The following is a 24,745-nucleotide window of genomic DNA, read 5'->3' on the forward strand; positions in this document are numbered from 1 at the left end:
CCACAGTTGCTTCACTCACGTATTCACCTGAATCCTCGGTAATTGTCACCGATATGCCGTTATGACATAAACTAAATATCAGCAAATGTCCCCGTTATCGATGGACCTTGCCGTTGTTCACTATGCAGGGGCAACGGTCAAAAACCTTATTTCATCATGGGGTAAAGAAAGGAGCGAACCATTATGCCGCCGTTCGAGCGTGGTCCTCAGGATCCATTTTTCTGGACGATGCAGCCGCCCAGTGAACCCCCTGCAGAGCCTGCGCGCGGGTTTGGATTCCCACCGATCTTTCCTGTTCGCCAATCGCAAGCACCGCAAATGCCAATGCAACCGACTCCGCCGCCACAAAGCGGAAACGGCGGGATTGGTGCGTTGCTCACCTCGCTGCTCTCAGCAGGAGCGCCGACATCAAATGGTGCGACTACCGGCTTGAATTTAGGCGGTATTTTGGTTAACGCTCAAAAAGCCATTCAGACCGCACAGACCGTTCTGCCAATGATTCAACAATTTGGACCGTTAATTAAAAATGCTCCGGCAATTATCAGCGCGATGAAAGGTATCCAAGGGGACAGCGATAAAACGGATAAAGATGAAGACAGCAGCGATGATACGCCCGACCACAATGAAAAAGCTGCTGGCGAGCGCAAAGAAAGCGAGAGTGACCCAAGTAAAGAAACGGTTGATAAAACCGATGCATCCGATTACGGTCAAGCGCACAAACAAAAGAAAAAAGGAATCACCAAGAACAGAAAGTCCCTAGAGGCAAAACGTAAAAAGCATTATAAGGCGTCGTTAATGAATAGTGAGACGGTCACGACCAAACCTTCCGTTCCCCGTATGTATATTTAACGCTTGAGAATCCATTGTGTTCCCAGACCGGCTCATTTATAATGATTTAATGAGTTGACTTATTGCAGTTACTGCAGAACGGGGAGATTAACATGAACGTAATCAAGGTCTCACCGCGAGGCTATTGTTATGGTGTGGTTGACGCCTTGGTCATTTCCAGAAAAGCAGCGATGGATCCAAGCCTGCCAAGACCCATTTATATACTCGGCATGATCGTGCACAACCATCACGTCACCGAAGCGCTGAAGGAAGACGGCATCATCACCCTTGATGTGCGGGGCAAGAAAAGAATTGAACTGCTTGACGAAGTCGATCATGGTACCGTAATCTTTACCGCACACGGCGTTTCACCGGAAGTGCGCAGGACGGCAGAAGCTAAGGGATTGACGGTCATTGACGCGACATGCCCTGATGTAACCAAGACACATACCCTGATCAATGAAAAGAAAAAAGAGGGCTACCATGTAATCTATATTGGCAAAAAAGGGCACCCGGAGCCTGAGGGTGCCATCGGTGTCGCCCCAGATCGTGTTCATCTCGTTGAAACCATCGAGGACATTGATCAGCTTCATTTGAATACGGACAAGATCCTGATCACCAATCAGACCACGATGAGCCAATGGGATGTCATGGATCTGATGAATGAAATCAAAGCCAAGTACCCACAAGCGGAAAATTGTAACGAAATCTGCCGAGCAACACAGACACGGCAGGAAGCGGTGGCAACACAAGCAAAAGATGCTGATCTGCTTATTGTCGTTGGTGACCCGCGCAGCAATAATTCCAATCGGCTTGCTCAAGTATCTAAAGAGATTGCCAAAACCCGCTCCTACCGGATTGCTGATTTGTCTGAACTGAAGCTTGAATGGCTGAACGGCGTGCAAAAGGTTGCCGTGACTGCCGGTGCCTCGACGCCCACTCAATTAACCAAGGAAGTCATTCTCTTCCTCGATCAATATGATCCGGAAAACCCGGAAACGTGGTCAACCGAAAGCCAAGCGGCAAAAAATAAAAACATACTGCCTAAAGTTAAAGTGAAAGCAAGAAAAAGTTAACGCCATACATCTCATTTACTCCCAGCATACGTTCATACGGGTCTTCCTTTTCATAGAAGACAATCCGCATGAACGTATTTGTTTCTCAGCACACACATAGACGCCCGAGGCCGTTTTGCGTATTTCTGTGATCGCGATGATAAAGACGTAGTGTCTTGCTCTGTTTGAAAAGCAGCCAAGCGGCTCCTGAGACTTAGAACCTGCGTATTGATTGATCCCTATCCACTTCATTAGCATCCACTTCGTTCAGTATTTGTTTCAAAACGTTCACTTCAATCTGGCCTGGCGCAGAAGCGTGGTCAACACTTCCGAACGTAACCGCAGACCCGGTAATCGCTCCGCTGATTCTCGACAGCTTTCCTAGACTTCCCATGGACATGGTGACAATCGGAACCGTCACGGCTTGATTCGCTTTTAAGGTTGCATGCATCAGATGCAGCACATCTGCTGGCGAGCTTGGCATCACCGCAATTTTTGCAATATCCGCGTGTTCAGCTTCCATTTTCTTTAAAATCGAAATGATCTTAGATTCAGGTGGCGTACATGAGAAATCGTGGGCACTAAAGACAACCGTTCTTCCCATTTCATGTAATCGTTTCACTAAACGCGTCCGCGTATCGTCCGAACGAGATAATTCTAAGTCAAATGCATCCGCCAGTTTCTGCATTGCCAATGCTTCGTACAAATGGAAATAGTCCGCTTCGCTGATCGATTGCTCTCCCCCTTCATTTACACTTCTGAACGTCGCGAGGAGCGGTGTTTGCCCCATAACGGCATTAAGCTGATCTGCAGTATCTAGGATCGCCGTCCAAGAGCTGTTTCTCATATAGTCGATACGCCACTCAATAAAATCAACCGGCCCCGCAAGGATTCGTTTCGCCGCGTTCACCGCCTGTTCTGCTGTCTTGGCGGTGATTGGAGCACAGATTTTCTGTCGCCCGGAGCCAATCATTAGATTTTTTAATAGAACAGTGCTCATCGTTTTCCTTCTTTTCTGTTTATTATCGAGAGCGTAGCATGCAATCTGAACGCTGTCAATTCGTGTAAAAAGTCTGTTGCAGTAACCTATGGTGATCGGGCAATGGTTTAACTGATGATGATTTATTTTTTTCGACTATGTGTAAAATGTTTCTCGGGGGATAAATTTGATGTGGGCGTAAGAGGATGCGATGGCATGCAGTTCTTTCTTTATTTCTTTTTAGTCTAATTTTGACTGGACGAAAAGGAGAAGGCTCCTTATTCTAAATGTATACCGACCAAGGTGAATACATCAGGAATAGAGGCCTTCTCTCAATGGATAGTATAAAAGATTTATTAGAAATTTGGAAGAACCAAACGAGCCTTTTGGCGTTTGAGGAAGAGGCAACCGCCTATATGTACCAATTTATGAGGCGCAGTGTTGAACAGGTATTTTCTTTGCTTGATCAAGCAATCACTCGGGAGAAACAAGCTGAGGGATGGAAAGTAGACAGCCATAAAGATCAACGTATTCTCCAATTTTTATTTGGACCTGTGACGCTGTATCATACGCGTATGATTAACCCGGAGGGTCATGCCTGTTATCCGTTGGATAACCTTCTGAGGTTGAGAAAGCACATGCGGTATTCGCCAAATGTTGAGTATGAAACAGCAACTTTAGCCAGCCGTATGACTTGTCGGGAGGTCGTGAAGACTTTAGCAACGTGGACTCAGGTTCAAATGAGTCACACTACCGTCATGCGCTGTGTTCGAGCCGTCGGCGAAGCTCAAGAAAAGCAGGATCAGGAGCTTGTCATCCAAGCAGAGAATGGAGAATTAGATGGAAAAAGGCAGCCGAATTTTCTCTTTGCGGAGGCTGATGGAACCTTTGTCCGGGGATTGAAAAAGCGCCAACATATTGAAATCAAGCATTTCATTTTATATGAGGGTTGGGTGAAGAATGGAAAACGGCGGCTCCTGAAAGAGCCTTACGCGGTCATGACCAGCAAGGGACTGGATACTTTTTGGGAACAGGTTGGAGCCGCAGTCGAAAAGCGATATCGCTTATGGCAGACACAAGTTGTCGCTAATAGTGACGGAGGAGTAGGCTATGACGAAGCTCATTTTAAAGATGCTTTTTGTGGGTCACACAAACGTATTTGGGTTCAACTTGATGCGTTTCATGTTGCCCAATCCCTTATTCGTTCACTACACGGTGATAAGGCATGGATCACCCGTATACAACAGGCGATTCAGAGAAAAGACCGTACAGAGGTCATCCTGTTACTGGATACGTATGAAAGTAATTTAGACGAGGATGAGCGTATTAAGCAAGTCGAAAAGGTAAAGCAATATCTGATAGGACACTGGGATCGTCTGTTTGACTGGCGAGAAATTATGGCGAAAGAAACGCTTCCCGAAAATGCGGGGAGATTGGGTGCTATGGAATCCAATCAACGGCATTTGACGTTCCGCATGAAAAAGCGTGGCATGCACTGGGGTGAGTCGGAAGAAGGCATGGTTAAGGTTATTCAAGGTATACGTAACGGGACGTTAAAAGCGGCGTATCTTTCTTCGTTCATTCCGACCAAACGCGACGAACGAATCATAAAAAAAATGATACGAATTGCATCCTTGTTGAAGGAACCTACGGTTCCGTCTATTGGTGCCCATCGCGGTCGAATTGGAACCAACGCGTCCTCTTCGAGTGCAGTAGGCAAACTGAACAAAGTGCTTACGTTTGCCTAAAAAATATGATTTTATACCTAAGGTGTACAAATTTAGAATTAAGAAGCTCTTTCCCAATAAAGAGTTCCGAGAAAAGCTTGACACATACTTTTTTCGAATTTGTCTTGACTTTCAGATAGCAACTTGTTATTGTAATTGTCACCAACTGGTTTAGGAGTTTTTCAAATGATGATGATAAAACAAAAAGGTTGTTTCCAACTCAATCGATACTATTACTTTGGCTGGTTTAGTTAGTGTTTGTATCCGCGAATCTTGCAGATGCAAACACACTTCCGTTTGCATCTGTGCTGGCCAGAGTTGTTTTTCATGCATCATAACAAACAAGCCGCATCGATGTTGTCCGATATAAGGTCAATAAACTGTGCGGCTTTTTCCTATATCCGGTGAAATGATCCGGAGAAAAGTCCCGCGGTTTACGGATAACCGCGGGACTTTTTTCCGTTCATCAGATTTATCAAGATCCAGTAAAAAACAGGAAGGAGTGACGCAATGATGAACATTGATCCCATCGATCAATTATGTGTAAATGCAGTACGAATGCTGAGCTGCGCGTGCATTGAGCAAGCGGGTTCAGGCCACCCGGGACTGGCGCTTGGGGCTGCTCCAATGGCTTACGTTTTGTGGCGCAATCATTTGCATTTGAACCCGGAGGACTCAAAATGGTTTGATCGCGATCGATTTGTTTTGTCGGCAGGGCACGGATCATCCCTGTTGTACAGTCTGCTTCACCTGTCAGGATTTAATCTGACGATCAATGATTTAAAACAGTTTCGTAGGTTGAACAGCAAAACGCCGGGACATCCTGAATACGGAACGACATGCGGCGTCGAAGCAACAACCGGCCCGCTTGGGCAAGGTTTAGCAATGGCGGTGGGCATGGCAATGGCTGAAGCGCACCTTTCTTCTATGTATCATGCGAAGCAAACGGATGTGATCAACCATCGCACCTTCGCGCTGTGTGGAGACGGCGATCTAATGGAAGGTGTCTCTCACGAAGCGGCCAGTCTTGCCGGGCACTTGAAGCTGAACAAATTGACGGTTCTGTATGATTCGAATCAAGTCTCGCTCGACGGTGCAACAAAGCGTGCTTATTCTGATGATGTTCAGAAACGCTTCAAAAGCTATGGTTGGCACTATGAACGCGTAGAAGATGGCAATGATTTGGCTGAAATCGATGCTGCAATTTGTCGGGCAAAAGAGCAGAACATGCGCCCAACCTTGATCGAGGTGCGCACCATAATCGGATTTGGCGCGCCCGGACAAGGAACGAATCAAGTTCATGGTATGCCGCTTGGTGCAGGCGGAATCGCTTCCTTGCGCACCAGACTCAATTGGCATTTTCCTGAATTCTTCATTCCCAAAGAGGTCTATGATCGATTTGCGGATTGCATTGCGCGGCGCGGCAAACAGGCTGAGGCCAAATGGAACCGCCGTATTGATCAATGGTCGATCGATTTTCCCGAACAAGCCAAACCATTCAAACAATCGCTCAGCAACACGTTGCCCATCGCTTGGAAGACGTTCCTTCCACGCTATGCCGTTGGAATAGAGGCGTCCGGCCGCGAAGTGAGTCAGCGAATGATCCAAATGTTCGCAGCAAAAATTCCTTATCTATGGGGCGGTTCGGCAGATTTGGCCAGTTCAAACAAAACAGATATCGAAAACAGCAATTTATTCAGTGCTGCCAATCGAAACGGCAGAAATATTGCTTTCGGTGTTCGTGAATTCGCTGAAGGGGCTCTATTAAACGGTATCATGCTTCACGGGGGCAGCCGAGTATTCGGAGGAACCTTTCTTGTCTTCTCCGATTACATGCGCGCCGCCATTCGGCTTGCTGCTTTGCAAAAGCTTCCGGTAATCTATGTCTTCACGCATGATTCCATTGCTGTTGGCGAAGACGGACCAACTCATGAACCGGTCGAACACCTCATGAGTTTGCGGGCAATGCCGGGAATTTCCCTGATTCGCCCTGCAGATGCAAACGAGACGGTCGCCGCCTGGGAAGCGGCTATGGAGACGTACCATCAACCCACAGTCTTAGTGCTGTCTCGACAGAAACTGCCGGTTTTACGATTCTCGGCAGAACGCGCGCGTGAAGGGGTGCGCCGCGGCGGCTACGTGCTTTCGCCACAAACAGGTGCAAGGCCTGAAGGGATCTTAATTGCAACCGGCTCGGAAGTCCAGCTCGCCGTTGCTGCTCAGCAGCTTTTGAAGCAGTCAGGACATGACGTTTCCGTCGTTTCCTTGCCTTGCTTCGATCGTTTCGAGCAACAAAGTAAGTCTTACCGCGAATCGGTGCTCCCGTCCCGTATCCATCGCCGACTGTCAATTGAACTGGGAACGACGCTCGGTTGGGAACGCTATGTAGGAACAGAGGGCATCCGGCTTGGTGTAGACACCTTTGGAGCCAGCGGTTCTGCTGCTGAACTCCTGCATAATTACGGATTTACCAAAAAAGGGATTGTCAAACACTACTTGCAGCTTATCGACGCTGCGGCTCCATCAATCTGATGCTGGAGCAATCCATGATAAACAGCGTTGAAATCAGATGAAGTGAGGGAAATGAAATGATTATTACGTTTAAACAAACCGTGACACCGGAAACTCAGCACGCTTTTCAAACAAAATTCAACCAGTTGCACAAGCAAGTATTTATTTTCGGTTTGCACATGGCGGTTGTCGGACTTGACCACTACTCTTTTTCAGATCAAGAAGCCGAGGCCATTGATCAAATCATTGCGGAAACGCCGTCTTTTGTTCAAGCAAGCCGCAGTTTTCATCCTGAAGACAGCGTCATTCAGCTGCCGCATTCGGAAATTGGCACCAAGACCTTTACAATTATGGCCGGCCCATGTTCCGTGGAGTCGGAAGATCATATTCGACGTATGGCCGAGGTAGCCCGTCGAGGCGGCGCATCCATTCTGCGCGGCGGGGCATTTAAACCACGAACTTCGCCCTACTCCTTCCAAGGGCTCGGTGAGGAAGGCTTGCGCTACTTACGCAAGGCTGCGGATGAAAATGGAATGGATGTCATTACTGAAGTTATGGATGAAACCCATGTGCCACTCGTCGCAGAATACACGGATGTAATGCAAATCGGTGCACGGAATATGCAAAACTTTTCTTTGCTAAAAGCTGTGGGAAAAACCCGCATTCCCGTTGCGCTGAAACGCGGGATGGCCGCTTCCATTGATGATCTGCTGAATGCATCCGAGTATATCGCAAGCGGAGGTAATACCAACATTATTTTGATTGAACGCGGCATTCGGACTTTTGATCATCAGTACACGAGAAATACGTTTGATGTAGCAGCTGTCCCCGTTTTGCAAAAGCTGACGCATTATCCGGTCATTGTTGATCCAAGTCATGCTGTTGGCTGTTGGGATTTGGTTGCGCCCGCTGCGTACGCAGGTACTGCGGCAGGCGCCAGCGGGATGATCGTTGAAATTCATGATCATCCCGAAAAGGCAATGTCCGACGGCCCGCAAGCACTCAAATCCGATACGTATCTGACCATGACGAAGCGTGTTGCCGCACTTCGTCAATGCATGGCAACGTGGGAGGATTGAACGTGAAACTTTTTGCTACACTCCCGCATAAGAAGTACCCTATTTTCATAGAACGCGGGATTCTCCAACAACTGGGTTCTCTGCTCACCGAGATCTGGTCGCCGCGCAAAATAGCCGTAGTCAGCGACCACCATGTTGCGCCCCTGTATCAGGAACGCATCATCCGGCAATTAGAGGCAGCCGGATTTCGCACCGCTGCTTTTCAAGTACCCGCTGGAGAATCATCCAAAAGTTGGAAAACTGCTGTGCGGTTATACCGAGCGCTGACAAACAATCAGTTCACACGATCAGACGGTGTACTTGCACTTGGGGGCGGCGTTGTCGGTGATCTCGCCGGGTTCATCGCCTCAACCTATATGCGCGGTATTGCTTACATTCAAGTCCCTACCTCGCTGTTAGCACAAGTAGACAGCAGCGTTGGCGGAAAAACAGCGATTAACTTAGATACTGCGAAGAACATTGTTGGAACCTTTCACCAGCCGGACGCCGTTTTCATTGACCCGGATACGCTGCAAACACTGCCGCAGCGTTTTCTATGTGAAGGTTATGCCGAGATTGTCAAAATGTCCGCATTAGAAGGTGAAACATTTTGGCAGATGACGGGTGAAGTGCACCATCCGCAAGACATTGTCACACAGGCGGAACCGCTCATCCATCAAAGCATTGCCTATAAAACAAAGATCGTCTGCAAGGACGAAAAAGAAGCTGGACTCAGGCAGGTCCTGAACTTTGGGCACACCATCGGCCATGCAATTGAACTGCTTTCCAATGGAGCGTTAGCGCACGGTGAAGCAATCAGCATTGGAATGGTTCAAATAACCCAGTGCTTCAAGGATTACGGTTTGACAAAACACGGCACTTTAGATGGTTTGGTTCAGCGGCTTCAACAAACGGGACTCCCGCTAAAGTCAACGCTGATGAACACTGCTGACTTTTACCGTCAAATCATTAATGATAAGAAAAATCATGGCGGACGGCTAACTCTCGTTTACCTAAAAGCACCGGGTCAACCTGCCATGCACTCAATCCCGATCAGTCAAGCTGAATTCTTCTTCACAGGAAAAAAGTCGCTAAAAAGTGAATGATCCGGATCGGCACAATAGACGGGTGATGTTTGCATCGGTACCGCTTTGATCGATCGAGCCCCCCGTTCTGCAATAAGCCCTCTCATTTCTTTATCTGAGAGGGTTTATTACCGGTAAAGAAAGTTTATGATTTCACCCCGACTTCAAACCAATAGACGAGTGTCTTGATCGAGAATCCAAAGTGGAGGTGCTCTGGCGCCAGCGGCATGCGAGTAACCGAAGCGACAATTCAGCACCGAAAAGACACGAACCCATCATACATGCATGAAGGAACTTTCCTAATTAAACAATAAATCGAAATGGATTGGTTACCGACTCTGAAATCAGCACTTCTGTGTCAAAATGCTCTTCCTCAATCACACGGCTTAAGTATTGCCGCACGCCGTTCTTCATCACGCGCTCGATATAATGACCTGCATCAATGACATGAAGTCCGCACAATAACGCATCATGCGCCGTATGATAATAAATATCGCCGCTAATCAGCACATCTGCTCCCCTGTACTTTGCATAGGGAATCAAACGGTTTCCATCGCCTCCAGACACCGCCACAGTGCGGATCATAGCATCTGCCGCTCCAACCGCGCGCAGTCCGTCAATCCCGAGCTTCTCCTTGACGGAACGGCAATAGCGTTCAAAAGGCATTGCTTCCGCAAGCTTTCCAATTCTGCCGAGGCCATAGGCTTTCCCCTCATTTTGAATCGGAATCACCTGATAAACAGGTTCCTCATAGGGATGGGCTTTAACCATTCGGGCGACTACTTTACGCAACAAATGGTCGGGAACAATGGCCTCAATTCGCTGTTCATCCGTTTGTTCCACCTTTCCTACAGAACCAAGATAAGGATGGGCACCCGAACGCGGGAGAAAAGAACCGGTTCCCGAAGCAGCGAAACTGCAATGACTGTAGTTTCCAATCGAACCCGCTCCTGCATCTCCGATCACATGGCGCAGGTTCTCCGCATGACTTTGCGGTACATAAACGACAAGTTGATACAGCGGTTCATGATAGGTGGGCTGCAAAATTTGCGTATGCTTCAACCCAAGTTGTGCGGCAAGCATGTCATTGACACCGCCATCCGCGATATCAAGATTTGTATGCGCAGCATAAACAGCGATGTCATGTTTGATACATTTTGTAACAATCTTCCCTTGTCCTTGATCAGAGCGCACGTTTTTAAGCGGGTGAAAGATCAGGGGATGGTGAGCAATGATTAAATCAACCTGCTTATCTGCTGCTTCATCGGCGACATTTTCGAGCACATCTAAGGTAACCATCACGCGTTTCACTTCTTTATGCAACGTTCCGACGAGAAGACCAATTTTATCCTTTTCATAAGCCAGTTTTTTCGGTGCCCATTCTTCAAACCGTTGAATTAAATGTTCGCCTGAAATCCAATTTACCAAGCCGTTCGCTTCCTTTCTTCCTGCGCTCCTTTGTTTTCGAAATAGGAACGAATCCATTGCAGTTCTTTTTGATTTGCTTCTATTTTTTTCAGTACCTCTTCGGATTGCCCTGTATTCCGAAGTGCCGTCAGGATGCTGCTAAGTCTGCGTTCCCTGTTTTTCCATTTTTTGATGAATAATGGATCTTGTTTTGATGAGAGCACCGGACCCATCATCAGTTCCGGCTCTGATAATAGTCTCGGTTTGCTGCCTTGACTCGCCTGAATCACTTCATAGACATGATGCCCTTCATTGACAATTGCTTCATCAGAAATCGTCCAGCCATTATAAACCAGCCAGCGCCTGACACGTGGTTCGCGACTATTCGGTTGCAAGATAAGTACCGTTTTCTTACCAATTTTGTTCTTGCCGCGTTCTAATATATCGGCAATCAATTCGCCGCCCATACCGGCAATGACGATTGCACTCGCTTCTCCTTGCTCCCGGAGTACATCCAGTCCGTCGCCAAGTCTCACATCAATTCGGTCTCGAAGGCCTTGTTTTGTGACATTTAACGTCGATTGATACAACGGACCTGGCCGAACCTCTCCCGCTATCGCTGAATCAGCTCTGCCGATTTGTACCGCCCGGCAAGGCAGATGGGCATGGTCCGAACCAATGTCCGCCAAGCATTCAACTTTAGGAACAAAATGAAGAACACAATCCAATCGAGGAGATAAATGTATTTTTTCCATGCTCACAATCCTTCGTTCAAACTTTCGATTTGCCACTGTTATGGTATCACAAACGCATCAAAATCCCAAAACAGTTAAATTTTCAAAATAACAATTGATAACGTTTACAACATCGATTAGAATAGAGGAATAAGGTGTATTCTCCTCCTTGACCTTACTTTTTTGTCCATGTTTCGATTTGCATCCGGCAAACAATCTAATTAAAATAAACAGTAATCGAACACTAGCCGAAACACAGAGGCTTCATGTAAAAAAAAAGCTCCCCATTGGGAGCGGCCGTGAAAGGCTTAGTCGAGAAAATCTTTTAGTTGTTTGCTTCTGCTTGGATGACGAAGTTTCCGCAATGCTTTCGCTTCAATTTGGCGGATACGTTCGCGTGTCACACCAAATACTTTGCCGACTTCTTCCAATGTCCGCGTTCTCCCGTCATCAAGACCGAAACGCAAACGCAGAACGTTCTCTTCGCGATCCGTTAGTGTATCAAGCACATCTTCAAGCTGTTCCTTTAATAATTCATAAGCTGCTGCATCAGAAGGTGCTTTTGCATCCTGATCTTCAATAAAGTCACCAAGATGCGAATCATCTTCTTCACCAATCGGTGTTTCAAGAGAAACAGGCTCTTGCGCAATTTTCAAGATTTCCCGTACTTTTTCCGGCGGCAGTTCCATCTCTTTACCAATTTCTTCCGGTGTCGGTTCGCGACCAAGGTCTTGAAGCTGCTGACGCTGCACACGAATCAGTTTGTTGATGGTTTCGACCATGTGAACCGGGATACGAATTGTACGTGCCTGATCGGCGATTGCTCGGGTAATTGCCTGACGAATCCACCAAGTTGCATACGTACTGAACTTAAACCCTTTGGTATAGTCAAATTTTTCAACGGCCTTCATAAGACCCATATTTCCTTCTTGTATTAAATCAAGGAACAACATGCCGCGTCCGACATAACGTTTTGCAATACTTACGACAAGTCGGAGGTTTGCTTCAGCGAGTCTCCGCTTTGCACTTTCATCACCATCATTAATGCGTTTCGCCAGTGAGATTTCCTCGTCTGCCGACAAGAGATCTACTCGTCCGATTTCTTTAAGATACATGCGAACAGGATCGTTAATTTTGACACCTGGAGGAACGCTCAGATCGTTAAGATCGAATTCCTCTTCTTTATGTTTATCATCGGAATCAGGTCTGTCGGATTCATCCGTAACGTTTACGCCTTGATCGGCAAGCGTTTCGTAGAATTCATCCATCTGTTCCGATTCCTGATCAAATGGTGCAAGCCGGTTTGAAATTTCCTGGTAGGTGAGCGAACCCCGTTTTTTCCCGAGTTCGAGCAAATGTTCTTTTTCTTGTTCTACCGTTACTTCCTGATCCGTCTTGCTGACTTTTCCAGCCATTTGACCCCCTCCTTCTAATAACTAATCATGCTCAGTCTGAACCTGACTCAGCCTTTTCTTCGCGTCGATTATTTCGGACAAAAGCCGCGCAGCCTGCTCGTAATTACCGCCTTGCTCGGCTTCTTTTCGCTGGCGCTCCTTTTCCGCAATTAACGACGCTTTTGCGTGTTTGATGACTTGATTGATGCAATCGCCAATTTCCTGCTCATCCACCTGGTCGCTCATCGGCATTAATGATAATTCCGTGACCTTGCGCTGCAACGCCGGGTCGTCAAGTTTCTGAAGAAAAAGTCCTTCATCTGGTGGATTTCCTTGTTCATAGTATGCATAAAGATAGGCGGCTAATGCCTGATGGATCTCACTGGTAAACGAACCGCCCAATGAGTCTCTCACGCGATCGGAAACCTCTCTGCTTCTCATCATTCTTGCGAGCAGTCGTCGCTCTGCCATTTCGTATGCAGGAGGAATGCGATTGCTTGAGACAAGTGGTGCTACACGCATTCTTTTCTTGTCACGCCTTTGCACCTTAACCGTCATTTGCTGCAGCTGCTTTCTCAAGGAGTCCATGGAAATTGAAAATTCCTCCGAAAGTAATCTAAGGTAGTGATCCCGTTCAACTGCTCGCCTTTGGGCAGTCAGTTCTCTCAATACATCTTCAATGTAGAGGAGCCGATCTCCTTCATCACTCAGATTCCTTTTTCTCCGGAGATAATTCATCTTGAATGTCATCAATGTTTGACTAGCCCCTATTACATCACTCTTAAATCGTTCACCGCCAAACTTGCGAATGTAGTCATCGGGGTCGAGTCCTTCCGGCATTTTTGCAATCTTGATGACCTTACCGTCTCCTTGAAGCATTTCAGCTGCCCTGAAACTCGCTTCAATTCCAGCCGTATCGGAGTCATAACAAATAATAATTGTATCGGCGATCCGCTTTAATGCGGCAGCTTGTGCCTCCGTCAGCGAGGTCCCCATTGAAGCAACGCTGCAGGTTACTCCCGCTTGATGCGCACGCACCACATCAACATAACCTTCAAGCAGCACGGCCTGACTCCTTTTGCGAATTTCCGGTCGTGCCAAATGAAACCCATAGAGGATGCTGCCTTTATGAAAAACATCCGACTCCGGCGAGTTCAAATACTTCGGCTTGGCATCGCCTAACGTTCGCCCACCAAAGGCAACCGGTTGACCGCGCATATTAAAGATAGGAAAAATGATTCGGTTTCTAAACCGATCAAAATACTTATTGTCAAAACCGCGCTGTGCAATGATCCCCGCGTCTGCCATATACTGCAGATTCATGTTTCTTTTTTGCAGCAAATGTGTGACCGTATCCCAACGATCAACAGCGTACCCGATTCGGAAACGTTCAATCATTTCTTGATTAAATTCCCGTTCTTCAAGATAGCGCATACCGGGCGCACCATATTTTGCAGTTGTCAGCAAATAATGATAAAATTTTGTTAATAATTCCAATCCCTCAATGGTTTGCTTTTTCTTCTGATCGTTGGGATTGCGGAACGCATTCTTTTTGGACACAGAAGGCCCTAAATCAATATGTGCACGATCTGCCAGAGATTGAGCGGCTTCCGTGAAAGTCATGCCTTCGATCTCCATCATGAACGTAAATAAATTGCCGCCTGCACCACAGCCAAAACAGTGATACAACTGCTTATCCGGGGATACTGAAAATGACGGCGTACGTTCCGAATGAAATGGACACAAACCGATATAATTTTTGCCCTGCTTTTTTAATTGCACATAGTTGCCGATTACATCAACAATATCCAGGGACTTCCTTATTTCTTCGATAACTTGATCCTGAAGTTGCAAATAGCCATGCACCACCAGTATTCTTACTTATTTATATCCTAATGATCGAACCGGCATAACAAATTTATCAAAGCATCAGAAAAGTTTTTCCGATGCTGACGTGTAAACGGCTTCGGACCTTTGATGCGTTCACCAGCATTTAAGGCACGATAGGCTTGATAACGACGACTAAGCAGCATATCGACATTCTGTTCACTGACAATCTGACCGCGGATCGTCAAGACGTAAACATGACGATTTGTGAGCAGCCCTGCCAGTCCAATATCTTGAGTGACGACAATGTCGCAGGGATGCGTGTGATTGACAATGTACAGATCTGCCGCTTCCTTTCGCTGGTCGACAAACACCCATTTTCCTTCACGATCCGCTGAATAGCTCGCATAGGAGGCGACAAAAACCGGTTCAAAATCATAAGATCGCGCAATCGCCAGGATTTCCTCTTTCACAGGGCAAGCATCTGCATCGACAAATAAGGTATTTTTTCTCTTCATAGTTAAGGGTTCTCTACTCCCCATAAAAAATCCTGCATGTAAATTTATGTTTTTATTATTTTAATATTGTCATTTTTTGTCGAATGATGCAGTGAACACAAACACTTATTATAAACTAATTTTGCAAATTAAGACAGTATTAATGATTTTGTTTGCCCATAATGGCTGATTATTTTCGTTTGCCTAGGGAAACGAATGCTTTCGTTATGTTTGTCTTCGTCATTCGCCCAACAACCTCAAAACCCTGTCCTTTTGTATGAACGACCGGAACCGAATCGACTTCTTTAGTGATCAACAAATCTGCAACATCAACAACGGTATCATTTTGTCTGCAATAAGCGATGTTAGGCATGCGCGACATAATCACACTGACTGGTACCTGATTCATATCCTGTGACCCGATTGCCGTGCGCAAAAGATCCTTACGCGATAAGACCCCGGCAAGCAATCCCTTCTCATCAATGACGAATAATGAGCCGACATCTTCAACAAACATTTCGCAAACCGCTTGATAAGCGGACGCTGCCTCTGAGATCACAATGGGCACTGATTGAAAGTCACCCACGGTCAGTTTTCTGATTTCTTCATTCAGAAGTGTTTCTGAGGTTTGTCCAGTGTAGAAATACCCCACTCTTGGACGTGCTTCTAGAAACCCGGACATGGTCAAAATGGATAGATCCGGCCGCAGTGTCGCACGGGTTACATTTAAGTGTTCGGCGATTTGTTCTCCGGTAATCGGCGCTTGTTCTCTAACGATTTCAATAATTTTATGCTGGCGTTCATTCAGCTCCAAATCGTTTCCCCCCAACAAAGCTCTTCGAACCTTTGTCCGAATTACGACTCACGGATCGCGTGTTCGGAATTTGGACAATTGCTCGATAAATTTTCTTGAACGCAGTTTGATGCCCGCATTCTGCTCATAATAAGCATATATTATTGTTTCAATCATTCCAATAGTTTTTGCTTTTAAAGATACTTTTCCCAGCCGTTCGAGCGGTACATGCCGCATAATGGGCAACAGTTTCTGCACCGCACCGCCCATTTCAATCGCATATCGATCAAACAGGGCACATTCGTCGCACAAAAAACCGCCTTCGACAATCGAAAAGCGGTATCTGCTTTTCTGTTTTCCGCATCGAACACAATGCGTTAATTCAGGATCAATGCCTGCTTGCGGCAGCATTTTCATTGCAAAAATAGCCGACATGATCGCAGGATCCTTTCCTTTTTCCATAAGCAGCAGCGTATCTTTAAGCAAACGGTAAATCGCTTGAGACGGAAGACCGTCTTCAGTCAATCGATCGGTCAATTCAACAATTAAAGCAGCATATCCAGTAATTTCAATGTTTTCAATGATTCTTCGGAATGGATTCAAGCTTTCTGCCTGGTACAACACACCAAGGCCTCTGCCTTTACGAAACAGACAGAGGCCGTAAAACAATACATGGCTGATCGCGGATAGTTCGCTTTTTGGTTTTTTGGCTCCTCTCGCCATTAGCCCAATTTTGCCGAATTCCTTCGTATACAAAGTCACAATTTTATTTGTTTCTCCATAGTCGGTTGTCCGAATGATAATGCCTTCTGCTTTCACCATCATCACGATCACCCGCCTTTCGAATCACTGCCGATCACGCACCGGTGTGTTCTTTTAGTTCAATCATCTCGCTGTTCTGCTGATTTTGTTCCTCTTCTTTGTCTTCAATTTCTTTCAGCAAAAGGTAGGGGCCAATGTTGCCCGTTAACATAAAGAGCTTCCAAGTGAGATCCAACATATTTCTCATCCTTCCCATTCATTCTCCTCGTCTATAGAGTCTGCGAAAAATGAAGAAACATGTGAAGAAATGATTGTCAATTTGTTTTCTCAACAAGCAGACGATTTAATCGTCCTGAATGGTATAACCAAAATTCTTTAGTTCTTCTTCCTTATCACGCCAGTTCTTGTCGACCTTAACCCAAAGTTCAAGAAAGACGCGCGAGCCAATCAATGCCTCAATTTCCTTTCGGGCAAGCGTTCCGATCTTCTTCAACATACTTCCTGATCTGCCGATAATAATCCCCTTTTGTGAGCTGCGTTCAACCATAATGGTTGCCTGAATTTCAGTCAATTGACGCTCTTCATCTACTTTCATCTTATCAATAATTACAGCAATCGCATGAGGGACCTCATCTCGAGTCAGATGCAGTATTTTCTCTCGGATGAGTTCCGCCACAACAAAACGTTCCGGATGATCGGTAATTTGGTCTTCTGGATAATATTTCGGTCCCTCCGGAAGCACGCAGCCAATCTGGTCCATCAGTGCCGTTACGTTCTGTCCTTGGAGTGCTGAAATCGGAATGATCTCTTTAAATGAATAGAGACTGCGATAACGGTCAATCAGCGGCAACAAATCATTAGGATGAACTTTATCGATCTTATTCACGATTAAAAAAACAGGTACTGCCGTCTTTTTCAAAAAGTCGATGATAAATTGGTCGCCGCGTCCATAGCCTTGCTCCGCATCAATCAGAAAAAGAACAAGATCAACTTCGTTGAGCGTCGCTAAGGCGAGCGATGTCATTACTTGACCCAGTTTATGCTTCGGCTTATGTATCCCCGGTGTATCGATAAAAACCACTTGTTCTGAATCAGTGGTATAAATTCCATGAATTTTATTTCGCGTTGTCTGTGCCTTGTCGCTCATGATGGCGATTTTTTGACCAAGTACTCGGTTAAGCAACGTTGATTTTCCCACATTTGGTCGACCAACAATGGCAGCAAAACCAGATTTAAAAGATTTTGTCATTACATATCCTCCGATTCAAACGCCCCAGGCAGCAGTTTTGCCACCGTGGTCACTTCAGTAATTCCCTTCCTATTTGCAAGAATAACACGCATATTACTTGGACAGAGCTCACTCAGAACCTGTCTGCATGCACCGCAAGGAGGCACAGGACGTCTGCTGTCCGCAATAACCGCTATTGCTTCATAATCATGCTCCCCTTCGGAGAAGGCTTTAAATAAAGCCGTCCGTTCGGCACAATTGCAAACCGAATAGGCCGCATTTTCTATGTTACAACCTGTGAAAACCTTTCCCGATTTCGTAAGCAGGGCGGCACCTACTTGAAAATGGGAATAGGGTACGTAGGCCATCTTCATCGCTTGCTGCGCGCATTCAATCAATTTTTGATCATTCATCGTAACGCTCCCTCCCTTTCAATGAAACAGTGTTGCACATACAATGACAATAAAAATAACGGCAGCCATTACTGAAAACCACCAGACGGCGGCCGCTGCAGTATCTTTTGCTGCTTTAGCTATCGGATGGTTTTCTTTGGTTACTAAATCGACCAGACGTTCAACGGCTGTATTGATTAACTCCAAACTGATCACGCCGCCAATTAACACGAAAATAATAACAAGATAAATGAGCGAAACACGAATGGACCATGAAAAACAGAGGACGAGTACCGCTGCAGCCAGCTGAATCTTTAGGTTCCGTTCCTGCGCAAGCGCAAGCAGAAAACCGCTGATTGCATCCTTAAAACTTTCAAAAAGACGCTTATGTACCCTTAAATGACGGCCATTCATCGGTTAGTCCCTGCTAAGCCCGAACGAGGAAAGAATCTTTTCCTGAAGAGCGAACATTTCCTGTTCTTGTTCCTTAGTCTGGTGATCATAGCCAAGCAGATGCAACAACCCATGAATGACCAAAAACCCGAGCTCACGCTCAAATGAGTGGTTGTATTCGGCAGCCTGCTCATGCGTACGTTCAACCGAGATAATAATATCGCCAAGCACACGCGGTTCCCCTGCTTCAGGAAGAATCGGCACTTCGCCTTCCTCCATTTCTTCAAGCGCAAAGGAAATCACGTCGGTCGGTCGATCAATTCCGCGGTAGTCGCGGTTAATCACTTGGATCCGCTCATTATCCACAAAAGTGATGGAACATTCAATTTCTCCTTCCAGATGCAGCTGTTGATCTGCTGCAAAGTCAACCAGTTTGATGACGCTTTTCTGAATCGATTCGTTAATTTCGCCAGTTTCGTCATGCATATCAATTGTCATTGTCATTTAGGATTCACCTTTTTCATCTTGAGGTCTTTTGGATATTCTATACGTGAATGATAAACACCGCGAAGTGTTTCATCAATCGATTTCTCCACGCTTTTTAATTCTTTCAGTGTGATCGAGCATTCATCAAACTGACCATCGCTCAAGCGCGCGTTAAAAATACTCTTGACGAGGTTATTCACTTTAACGGGATTCGGTTTTTTCATGGCGCGAACCGCAGCTTCAATACTGTCAGCCAGTTCCACAACCGCCGCTTCTTTGCTTTGTACTTTTGGTCCTGGATAACGGAATTCACTTTCGTCAATCGGTGTTTCGCTAAGCTCCTGCGCTTTAACATAAAAGTATTTAAGCAGCGTCGTTCCATGGTGCTGCTCCGCAATATCAATAATTTCTTTCGGCATCCGATATTGACGAAGAATGTCGGCTCCGTCATACGGGTGCGAAACAATAATCGTTCGGCTTAGCTGGGGAGAGATTTTATCATGCGGGTTTACACCGCTCATTTGATTCTCTACAAAAAACTTCGGACGCTTCGTTTTCCCTACATCATGATAGTATGCAGCGACCCGAGCAAGCAATCCGTTTGCACCGATGACCTCACAGGCGCGTTCGGCAAGATTAGCCACCATGACACTATGGTGGTAGGTGCCTGGAGCTTCAATCAGAATTTTGCGTAACAGCGGATGATTGGGATTAGATAATTCAATCAGCCGGATTGGTGATAAAATGCCGAAACCTGTTTCAAACAGCGGCATCAGACCATTGGTTAATATTACAGAAAGGAACCCCGACAATGCGGCAAACCCGAGACTAAGTCCGGTACCGACTGGAGTAAACGGTGTGTTTTGAAACATCAGCAGCGCCAAGACAACAAGCACGTTTACGAGAGCAATTAGCCCACCGTTTCGAATCATTTTCGGACGTGCCTGTCTTTTTTTGAGGACTAAAGCCCCGGTAAGCGAAGAGAAAAACAAATAGATACCCATTGGCGCATCAAAAATAGCCGCTTTTGTACTAATCCCGAAAATGACGCTGCCCACAATAGCAAGCAGGATTCCGGATACAATCGCAATCCTTTCGCTAAGCAAAATGCGAATCATAAGTGTGGCCATCGCCAGCGGAATCAGAAAACCAATGCCCGAAAGCTCAGTCAATCGAAGATAACTGCATAACTTCAAAATGGCTGCAGCACCTGAGAAGATTATGGCATAAATATAAATGAATTTAACGGAATAAGTCGGATGTTTCTCTTTAAAACGCTTGTATTCAAACCAAAACGCAAACGTAATGAAGCCGGTAAACAATAGCAGACCAACAAATGGAATAATATTAAAGTGGTCGTCAATTAATCCGACTAATTTTAACTGTCGAATCATATCATTGGTAACCAGTTCTCCTTTTTTTACAAGAACTTCGCCTTGATGAATCACGACGTTATCCACATTGCGTGCTGCTTCTTGTTTATTTTGCTTGGTTGCATTCGCGTCAAACGAGTAATTAGCCGTAATATAAGCATCCAAAATTTCATTTAAGGCACGTCTGATCTCATCATTAAGCACAGATGATGGAAGCGAGGCAGCTGCTTTATTCTGGACACGCTCCAAATCATTCCAGCCGACTTTGTCATTCATCGCCTCATAGATGCTTGTGCTCGCAATATCCTCAGCTATTTGCAGATCATTACCGGAAGCGGTGATCAATGAAATAAGCGTCGTATTGGAAAGATGTGCGTCGGAAGAGTCTGCCAAGCGGGTCTTGACACTTGCAATGGCTGTATCTACATCCTGCTGCGCAGAATCGGAACTAATCTTATTTTCTTTTTTCACAGCGGATATGGTATCAAAAAGGTCGCCGACTTTTTCAACCTGAATCATGCCAAGATTTTTATTATAAGCGTAAGCAGACGGTGTTGATCCGATCGCTTCCTGCTTCTTGGCCTGAGTCGCTTCGGTATCGACTGTGTCAATCGGCGATTGCAAATCAACTGTAGCGATTTCGTGAAGCTTCACATTTGTATTTTTGGGCAGAACACTGCCAATCATCAGTCCGTACAAAATAAGACCGACAATCAAAACAATGCCCCAGTCCGTTAAATAGGTCAATGCAAATTTTTTTATCTTTTGTTTGAATGGAATGGATAGTGTCATGGCTATGCCCCCGCAGCTTGTCTCCATTTCGGGTTCGTTTCTCGCCGAAACGCCTGCCTGATCTCTCTAAAAGTAGTAAAACTGATGATCAGTCCCCATAGGCTTCGATAATCTTCTGAACAAGCGGGTGACGCACGACATCGGTACGATCCAAATTAACAAAGGAAATACCGGCCACATGTTCCAGAAGCTCCTTTGCTGTTTTAAGTCCGGACTTTTTGCCCTTCGGAAGGTCGACCTGCGTGACATCACCGGTAATAATCATTTTTGAACCAAAGCCCAAACGCGTTAAGAACATTTTCATCTGTTCCTGCGTTGTATTCTGCGCTTCGTCTAAGATTACATAGGCGTCCTCCAAGGTCCGTCCCCGCATATAAGCAAGCGGAGCGATTTCGATCGTTCCCCGCTCAATGAGACGAAGCGTATGTTCCGCTCCAAGCACGTCGTTCAAAGCGTCATAAAGCGGACGCAAGTAGGGATCGACTTTTTCCTTTAAATCGCCCGGTAGAAAACCAAGACTTTCACCCGCCTCGACTGCCGGACGCGTTAAGATCAACCGCTTAATCTGACCTGCCTTCATCGCTGTAACAGCCATAACAACAGCCAGATAAGTTTTGCCGGTCCCGGCAGGTCCAATCGCAAACACCATGTCATGTTTGCGAATTGCTTGAACGTAGCGCTTCTGCCCCATGGTCTTGACACGGATGGGCTTGCCCTTGCTGTTTGTCGCGATTTCATCGCCGTAGAGGCTGCTGAAGGCATCGAGCTGCCCATTGTCCGCCATCTTCAAGGCATAGACAGCATCCCGTTCGGAAATAGAGATACCCTTTCTTATTAAACGAAGGAGTGCATTAAGGACCTGCTCGACTTTTCGCGCATCACCCTCGTTTTCCGTTGAGACGTTAACGGAGCCGCCCCGGGTCACAATAGACAAACCTAGGGACTGCTCAATGATCTTCAGATGCGCATCACCCGGTCCGAAAAGCATCAGCGCTTCATTCCCATTTTCAAATTCTAATGTAATTTTATATAAATGGCGTTCTGGCAAGCTCTATGTGTCCTCCTTGAAAATCGGTTGCGTTTCCATTATTCTACCATATGTTGTTGTTGAGATTCCAATTTTGATTTTATTCCTTGCTTTTTAAAACACCTGCAGGCGCAATTTAAGCGTTGTGATGCAGCGACTGTAAGCAAGGAAGTACATGCACGGCATTGCAGCAGTTTTATTGCGGCTTTTTCTTCATCTTCTTTTTTTCCTTTTCGATATTGATTGCTTTTGGGACAGCAATATTCTCATGAACAACTTGATGCGTGCGCAAGTACAACTGCCCTCTCACAATTTTTTTATAATCAATAACAGCATTAAGAATTTTAGCATCCTCAGGCAACTGATCCAACAGTTTCTTCTCCGACGATTCAATTGCGTCACGGGTCGCTTGTGCAACGGTCAACTGTCGCGTCACTTGTTTTGTTTGTCTGTACTGCTGTTTGATCAAAACAAAAGGTGTACGCCAAATCAAAAAACGGATTGGTTTGCGAACCGTTTCCAAATCATATGCTTTGAACGGCTGCTTTTTAAAGCCCCATAATGAAACAGTCATGTGCCACATTTTCAGCTGATAACGATTATAGTCCTTTCCCGTATAAAGCGTGTAGTGATTCGTCATTGGGATTTGCATTTCTGAGCGATACCAAGTCTCGCCAATCACTTTGCCTCTTGATGAAACGAATTTGAATGACTCGTCACTGCCTATTTTCCCGCTGACCAATACCTGTCCGGCTTTGACGAACTGGTCACTTTCCACTAAAGGTTGTCCGTTTTCAACGTATAGGCGCTGGACAACCGCTTGTTTCGCGGCAACTAAATTTCTCGGTCCGCTCACCTCTTTAGGTTTGGGATACTTTTTTTCAACGACATTAATCCGATAAGTGGTTCCTTTTCTTGAGACGCCAATCCATGTGACCTTGGTTAATTTTGTTGACAGCGCATTTTCAAGCTGGCTTGTATCCGGAACAAATAGATCGAGCGAACCTTCGTATAAATGATTCTGCCTTAAAATGTTGCGAATTTGATCCGCTAATTTCGGATCGGCACCATCAATTCGAACCGACCAGACCATGTTGGAAAGCATGAGGAGAAGCATCATAAAAAAAAGCAGCCCGGCCGTAATTCCCAGCCGCAATTTTAATTTTCTCAAATAAAAGGGAAGCCCGTTTTTTTCTAGAATATGAATGCGACATTTTGACTCTTTCAGCAGCATTCTTAATGCATTCGAATCAGTGAGTGCAATGGAGCACGTCAGGGTTGTCTCATTTGTGCGCATAATATTCCAAATACGTATTTGTTCACGCAATCCGATTCGAATGAACCGTTCCGGCTCCGCGCCAATGATCTCCGCTCTTAAATAGCCTTCTGTACGATGCAATAGATGCCTCAACCAAACAGCCTCCCTTCATCATTCATTCTCAAATCGGACACCCGTTACGCGTCCCTGGAGAACAATTTCCTTCTCAAGAATCGTTTCGAGAACAAAATCATTGCCTGTTATATGGAGTTCGCCCTCATTTAAAGCAAGTTTCAACTCAGTTTTCGAGAATGAGAGAACGCTTTGATAGTTTTCAATGGAGAGTCGAAACTGGCCGATTAGTGTTAATCGGGGAACACCCAGCATCACATCTTCAGGAATGTCGGATACTTCGGCAAACCACTTTTTTAAATGAGCGCTCCATTTTCTCATAATCTCCCTCCACCTCATTACATGCTTATGAATGAAGAGCTGCTGATAGCACCGGTTTCAAATAAATCCTCATGAAAATCGGCTGCTTGTTATACAACGCATCCTTTTGATAGCCCAACCAAACATCTATTTCTGTGTTCATAAAAAAAAGGGTCTCATTGTCGTAAAGAGACTTTTGAGACACCCTCAAAGAATATGGTCAGCGAATTTTTTTGTTTTCAAAATAACGATGAGGCTGGGCAGAGCGCGGTTTCCCGATTATTTCAGAAAAAATGAAGGCTTGGCGAAGCTTCTGCCGATCGCTCATCCAGGTGTTATCCGTACTGATGGATCGGGGAACTTTGGCCTGTACAGAAGGTGTTTCTGAAGGAGCAGGAATGGACTCATTAAACCGTTCTTTCATCTGTTGATATCTTTTTACCCATTCATTTTCGGTCACTGGTTCAGAAGATGCCTGTTCGGTGACCGGTTCAGTACTCTGTTTCTGATTGGAGCCTATTTTGGCAGCTTGCCGCATCGACCGCTGCATCGAAACCTGTGGGTGCGGGCGCCTTCCGCGTTCTTGCCTGATCTTACGTTCCTTTGCATTTTGCTTTTCTACTGATCGAGCTACAGTGAAAATCAAATAGATGACGACGCCGATGACCCAGATAAAAAACATAGGGCAACCTCCTTACTGAATCGCT

24 protein-coding genes are annotated in these 24,745 nt (G+C 45.8%); 6 read left to right on the forward strand and 18 right to left on the reverse strand.

The window, feature by feature from the left end; translation table 11 throughout:
- The first annotated feature begins 183 nt into the window (after positions 1 to 183).
- Positions 184 to 849 carry a VrrA/YqfQ family protein gene (gene vrrA / locus K7399_RS07065; protein WP_128166760.1) on the forward strand — a complete coding sequence of 222 codons (666 nt, stop codon included), beginning with the start codon at positions 184 to 186 and terminating at the stop codon, positions 847 to 849.
- A 92-nt stretch (positions 850 to 941) separates the two neighbouring features.
- On the forward strand, positions 942 to 1,904 hold the full coding sequence (locus K7399_RS07070; RefSeq protein ID WP_028977254.1) for a 4-hydroxy-3-methylbut-2-enyl diphosphate reductase: 963 nt from the start codon (positions 942 to 944) through the stop codon (positions 1,902 to 1,904).
- Between the two features lie 193 nt (positions 1,905 to 2,097).
- On the opposite strand, the gene aroD is transcribed toward K7399_RS07070, so the two are convergent.
- Positions 2,098 to 2,883: a type I 3-dehydroquinate dehydratase gene (aroD, locus tag K7399_RS07075; protein WP_028977255.1), complete on the reverse strand. Its 786-nt coding sequence runs from the start codon at positions 2,881 to 2,883 to the stop codon at positions 2,098 to 2,100.
- Between the two features lie 314 nt (positions 2,884 to 3,197).
- On the opposite strand from aroD, the gene K7399_RS07080 reads away from it, so the two are divergent.
- The 4 genes from K7399_RS07080 to aroB all read left to right on the forward strand — a co-directional run bounded on the left by K7399_RS07080 (position 3,198) and on the right by aroB (position 9,264).
- On the forward strand, positions 3,198 to 4,610 hold the full coding sequence (locus tag K7399_RS07080; protein WP_223362565.1) for an ISLre2 family transposase: 1,413 nt from the start codon (positions 3,198 to 3,200) through the stop codon (positions 4,608 to 4,610).
- A 492-nt stretch (positions 4,611 to 5,102) separates the two neighbouring features.
- Entirely contained in the window at positions 5,103 to 7,121 is a 2,019-nt protein-coding gene (tkt, locus tag K7399_RS07085) for a transketolase (RefSeq protein WP_128167327.1), read from the forward strand.
- Positions 7,122 to 7,177: 56 nt separating this feature from the next.
- Positions 7,178 to 8,179 carry a 3-deoxy-7-phosphoheptulonate synthase gene (aroF, locus tag K7399_RS07090; protein WP_128166761.1) on the forward strand — a complete coding sequence of 334 codons (1,002 nt, stop codon included), beginning with the start codon at positions 7,178 to 7,180 and terminating at the stop codon, positions 8,177 to 8,179.
- A gap of 2 nt (positions 8,180 to 8,181) precedes the next feature.
- The gene (gene aroB / locus K7399_RS07095) at positions 8,182 to 9,264 is read left to right on the forward strand and encodes a 3-dehydroquinate synthase (RefSeq protein ID WP_028983882.1); all 1,083 of its coding nucleotides are present in this window, start codon (positions 8,182 to 8,184) and stop codon (positions 9,262 to 9,264) included.
- Between the two features lie 282 nt (positions 9,265 to 9,546).
- On the opposite strand, the gene K7399_RS07100 is transcribed toward aroB, so the two are convergent.
- The 17 genes from K7399_RS07100 to K7399_RS07180 all read right to left on the reverse strand — a co-directional run bounded on the left by K7399_RS07100 (position 9,547) and on the right by K7399_RS07180 (position 24,720).
- Positions 9,547 to 10,671 carry a Nif3-like dinuclear metal center hexameric protein gene (locus K7399_RS07100; RefSeq protein ID WP_028976787.1) on the reverse strand — a complete coding sequence of 375 codons (1,125 nt, stop codon included), beginning with the start codon at positions 10,669 to 10,671 and terminating at the stop codon, positions 9,547 to 9,549.
- The gene (locus K7399_RS07105) at positions 10,665 to 11,405 is read right to left on the reverse strand and encodes a tRNA (adenine(22)-N(1))-methyltransferase (RefSeq protein WP_128166763.1); all 741 of its coding nucleotides are present in this window, start codon (positions 11,403 to 11,405) and stop codon (positions 10,665 to 10,667) included. The genes K7399_RS07100 and K7399_RS07105 overlap by 7 nt, the downstream gene beginning before the upstream one ends.
- Before the next feature lie 287 nt (positions 11,406 to 11,692).
- A complete protein-coding gene (gene rpoD / locus K7399_RS07110; RefSeq protein ID WP_028976785.1) occupies positions 11,693 to 12,799 on the reverse strand; it encodes an RNA polymerase sigma factor RpoD in 1,107 nt (368 codons plus the stop codon).
- A gap of 21 nt (positions 12,800 to 12,820) precedes the next feature.
- Complete coding sequence (dnaG, locus tag K7399_RS07115; protein ID WP_176557851.1) at positions 12,821 to 14,644, reverse strand: DNA primase; 1,824 nt, start codon at positions 14,642 to 14,644, stop codon at positions 12,821 to 12,823.
- Positions 14,645 to 14,670: 26 nt separating this feature from the next.
- Positions 14,671 to 15,123 carry a YaiI/YqxD family protein gene (locus tag K7399_RS07120; RefSeq protein WP_128166765.1) on the reverse strand — a complete coding sequence of 151 codons (453 nt, stop codon included), beginning with the start codon at positions 15,121 to 15,123 and terminating at the stop codon, positions 14,671 to 14,673.
- A 169-nt stretch (positions 15,124 to 15,292) separates the two neighbouring features.
- Positions 15,293 to 15,916, reverse strand: a complete 624-nt coding sequence (gene ccpN / locus K7399_RS07125; RefSeq protein ID WP_028976782.1) for a transcriptional regulator CcpN — start codon at positions 15,914 to 15,916, stop codon at positions 15,293 to 15,295.
- A 48-nt stretch (positions 15,917 to 15,964) separates the two neighbouring features.
- Positions 15,965 to 16,720 (reverse strand): DNA repair protein RecO, encoded by a 756-nt coding sequence (gene recO / locus K7399_RS07130; protein WP_028976781.1) that lies wholly within the window; start codon positions 16,718 to 16,720, stop codon positions 15,965 to 15,967.
- Positions 16,721 to 16,751: 31 nt separating this feature from the next.
- Complete coding sequence (locus K7399_RS07135) at positions 16,752 to 16,904, reverse strand: YqzL family protein (protein WP_414625721.1); 153 nt, start codon at positions 16,902 to 16,904, stop codon at positions 16,752 to 16,754.
- A gap of 96 nt (positions 16,905 to 17,000) precedes the next feature.
- The gene (gene era, locus K7399_RS07140; protein WP_128166767.1) at positions 17,001 to 17,906 is read right to left on the reverse strand and encodes a GTPase Era; all 906 of its coding nucleotides are present in this window, start codon (positions 17,904 to 17,906) and stop codon (positions 17,001 to 17,003) included.
- The gene (locus K7399_RS07145) at positions 17,906 to 18,298 is read right to left on the reverse strand and encodes a cytidine deaminase (RefSeq protein ID WP_028976779.1); all 393 of its coding nucleotides are present in this window, start codon (positions 18,296 to 18,298) and stop codon (positions 17,906 to 17,908) included. The genes era and K7399_RS07145 overlap by 1 nt, the downstream gene beginning before the upstream one ends.
- A gap of 18 nt (positions 18,299 to 18,316) precedes the next feature.
- A complete protein-coding gene (locus K7399_RS07150; protein WP_028976778.1) occupies positions 18,317 to 18,691 on the reverse strand; it encodes a diacylglycerol kinase family protein in 375 nt (124 codons plus the stop codon).
- A gap of 3 nt (positions 18,692 to 18,694) precedes the next feature.
- Positions 18,695 to 19,174 carry an rRNA maturation RNase YbeY gene (gene ybeY / locus K7399_RS07155; protein WP_028976777.1) on the reverse strand — a complete coding sequence of 160 codons (480 nt, stop codon included), beginning with the start codon at positions 19,172 to 19,174 and terminating at the stop codon, positions 18,695 to 18,697.
- A complete protein-coding gene (locus tag K7399_RS07160) occupies positions 19,171 to 21,321 on the reverse strand; it encodes an HD family phosphohydrolase (RefSeq protein WP_028976776.1) in 2,151 nt (716 codons plus the stop codon). The genes ybeY and K7399_RS07160 overlap by 4 nt, the downstream gene beginning before the upstream one ends.
- An 88-nt stretch (positions 21,322 to 21,409) precedes the next feature.
- Positions 21,410 to 22,309 (reverse strand): PhoH family protein, encoded by a 900-nt coding sequence (locus K7399_RS07165; protein WP_051575068.1) that lies wholly within the window; start codon positions 22,307 to 22,309, stop codon positions 21,410 to 21,412.
- 235 nt (positions 22,310 to 22,544) lie between these two features.
- Complete coding sequence (gene yqfD / locus K7399_RS07170; RefSeq protein ID WP_128166769.1) at positions 22,545 to 23,759, reverse strand: sporulation protein YqfD; 1,215 nt, start codon at positions 23,757 to 23,759, stop codon at positions 22,545 to 22,547.
- An 18-nt stretch (positions 23,760 to 23,777) separates the two neighbouring features.
- Positions 23,778 to 24,059 (reverse strand): sporulation protein YqfC, encoded by a 282-nt coding sequence (yqfC, locus tag K7399_RS07175; protein WP_010027274.1) that lies wholly within the window; start codon positions 24,057 to 24,059, stop codon positions 23,778 to 23,780.
- 199 nt (positions 24,060 to 24,258) lie between these two features.
- On the reverse strand, positions 24,259 to 24,720 hold the full coding sequence (locus K7399_RS07180; RefSeq protein WP_028982543.1) for a hypothetical protein: 462 nt from the start codon (positions 24,718 to 24,720) through the stop codon (positions 24,259 to 24,261).
- Positions 24,721 to 24,745: the final 25 nt, after the last annotated feature.

It is taken from the genome of Sporolactobacillus terrae (assembly GCF_019930545.1).
In the GTDB taxonomy this organism is placed as follows: Bacteria; Bacillota; Bacilli; order Bacillales; family Sporolactobacillaceae; genus Sporolactobacillus; species Sporolactobacillus terrae.

Bases quoted from the DNA above. Each gene is read 5' to 3' on its own strand.
- vrrA (WP_128166760.1), top strand. From the start codon at position 184: ATGCCGCCGTTCGAGCGTGGTCCTCAGGATCCATTTTTCTGGACGATG.
- K7399_RS07070 (WP_028977254.1), top strand. From the start codon at position 942: ATGAACGTAATCAAGGTCTCACCGCGAGGCTATTGTTATGGTGTGGTT.
- aroD (WP_028977255.1), bottom strand. From the start codon at position 2,883: ATGAGCACTGTTCTATTAAAAAATCTAATGATTGGCTCCGGGCGACAG.
- K7399_RS07080 (WP_223362565.1), top strand. From the start codon at position 3,198: ATGGATAGTATAAAAGATTTATTAGAAATTTGGAAGAACCAAACGAGC.
- tkt (WP_128167327.1), top strand. From the start codon at position 5,103: ATGAACATTGATCCCATCGATCAATTATGTGTAAATGCAGTACGAATG.
- aroF (WP_128166761.1), top strand. From the start codon at position 7,178: ATGATTATTACGTTTAAACAAACCGTGACACCGGAAACTCAGCACGCT.
- K7399_RS07105 (WP_128166763.1), bottom strand. From the start codon at position 11,405: ATGGAAAAAATACATTTATCTCCTCGATTGGATTGTGTTCTTCATTTT.
- rpoD (WP_028976785.1), bottom strand. From the start codon at position 12,799: ATGGCTGGAAAAGTCAGCAAGACGGATCAGGAAGTAACGGTAGAACAA.
- K7399_RS07120 (WP_128166765.1), bottom strand. From the start codon at position 15,123: ATGAAGAGAAAAAATACCTTATTTGTCGATGCAGATGCTTGCCCTGTG.
- recO (WP_028976781.1), bottom strand. From the start codon at position 16,720: ATGATGGTGAAAGCAGAAGGCATTATCATTCGGACAACCGACTATGGA.
- K7399_RS07135 (WP_414625721.1), bottom strand. From the start codon at position 16,904: ATGAGAAATATGTTGGATCTCACTTGGAAGCTCTTTATGTTAACGGGC.
- era (WP_128166767.1), bottom strand. From the start codon at position 17,906: ATGACAAAATCTTTTAAATCTGGTTTTGCTGCCATTGTTGGTCGACCA.
- K7399_RS07145 (WP_028976779.1), bottom strand. From the start codon at position 18,298: ATGAATGATCAAAAATTGATTGAATGCGCGCAGCAAGCGATGAAGATG.
- K7399_RS07150 (WP_028976778.1), bottom strand. From the start codon at position 18,691: ATGAATGGCCGTCATTTAAGGGTACATAAGCGTCTTTTTGAAAGTTTT.
- ybeY (WP_028976777.1), bottom strand. From the start codon at position 19,174: ATGACAATGACAATTGATATGCATGACGAAACTGGCGAAATTAACGAA.
- K7399_RS07160 (WP_028976776.1), bottom strand. From the start codon at position 21,321: ATGACACTATCCATTCCATTCAAACAAAAGATAAAAAAATTTGCATTG.
- K7399_RS07165 (WP_051575068.1), bottom strand. From the start codon at position 22,309: ATGCTTTTCGGACCGGGTGATGCGCATCTGAAGATCATTGAGCAGTCC.
- yqfC (WP_010027274.1), bottom strand. From the start codon at position 24,059: ATGAGAAAATGGAGCGCTCATTTAAAAAAGTGGTTTGCCGAAGTATCC.
- K7399_RS07180 (WP_028982543.1), bottom strand. From the start codon at position 24,720: ATGTTTTTTATCTGGGTCATCGGCGTCGTCATCTATTTGATTTTCACT.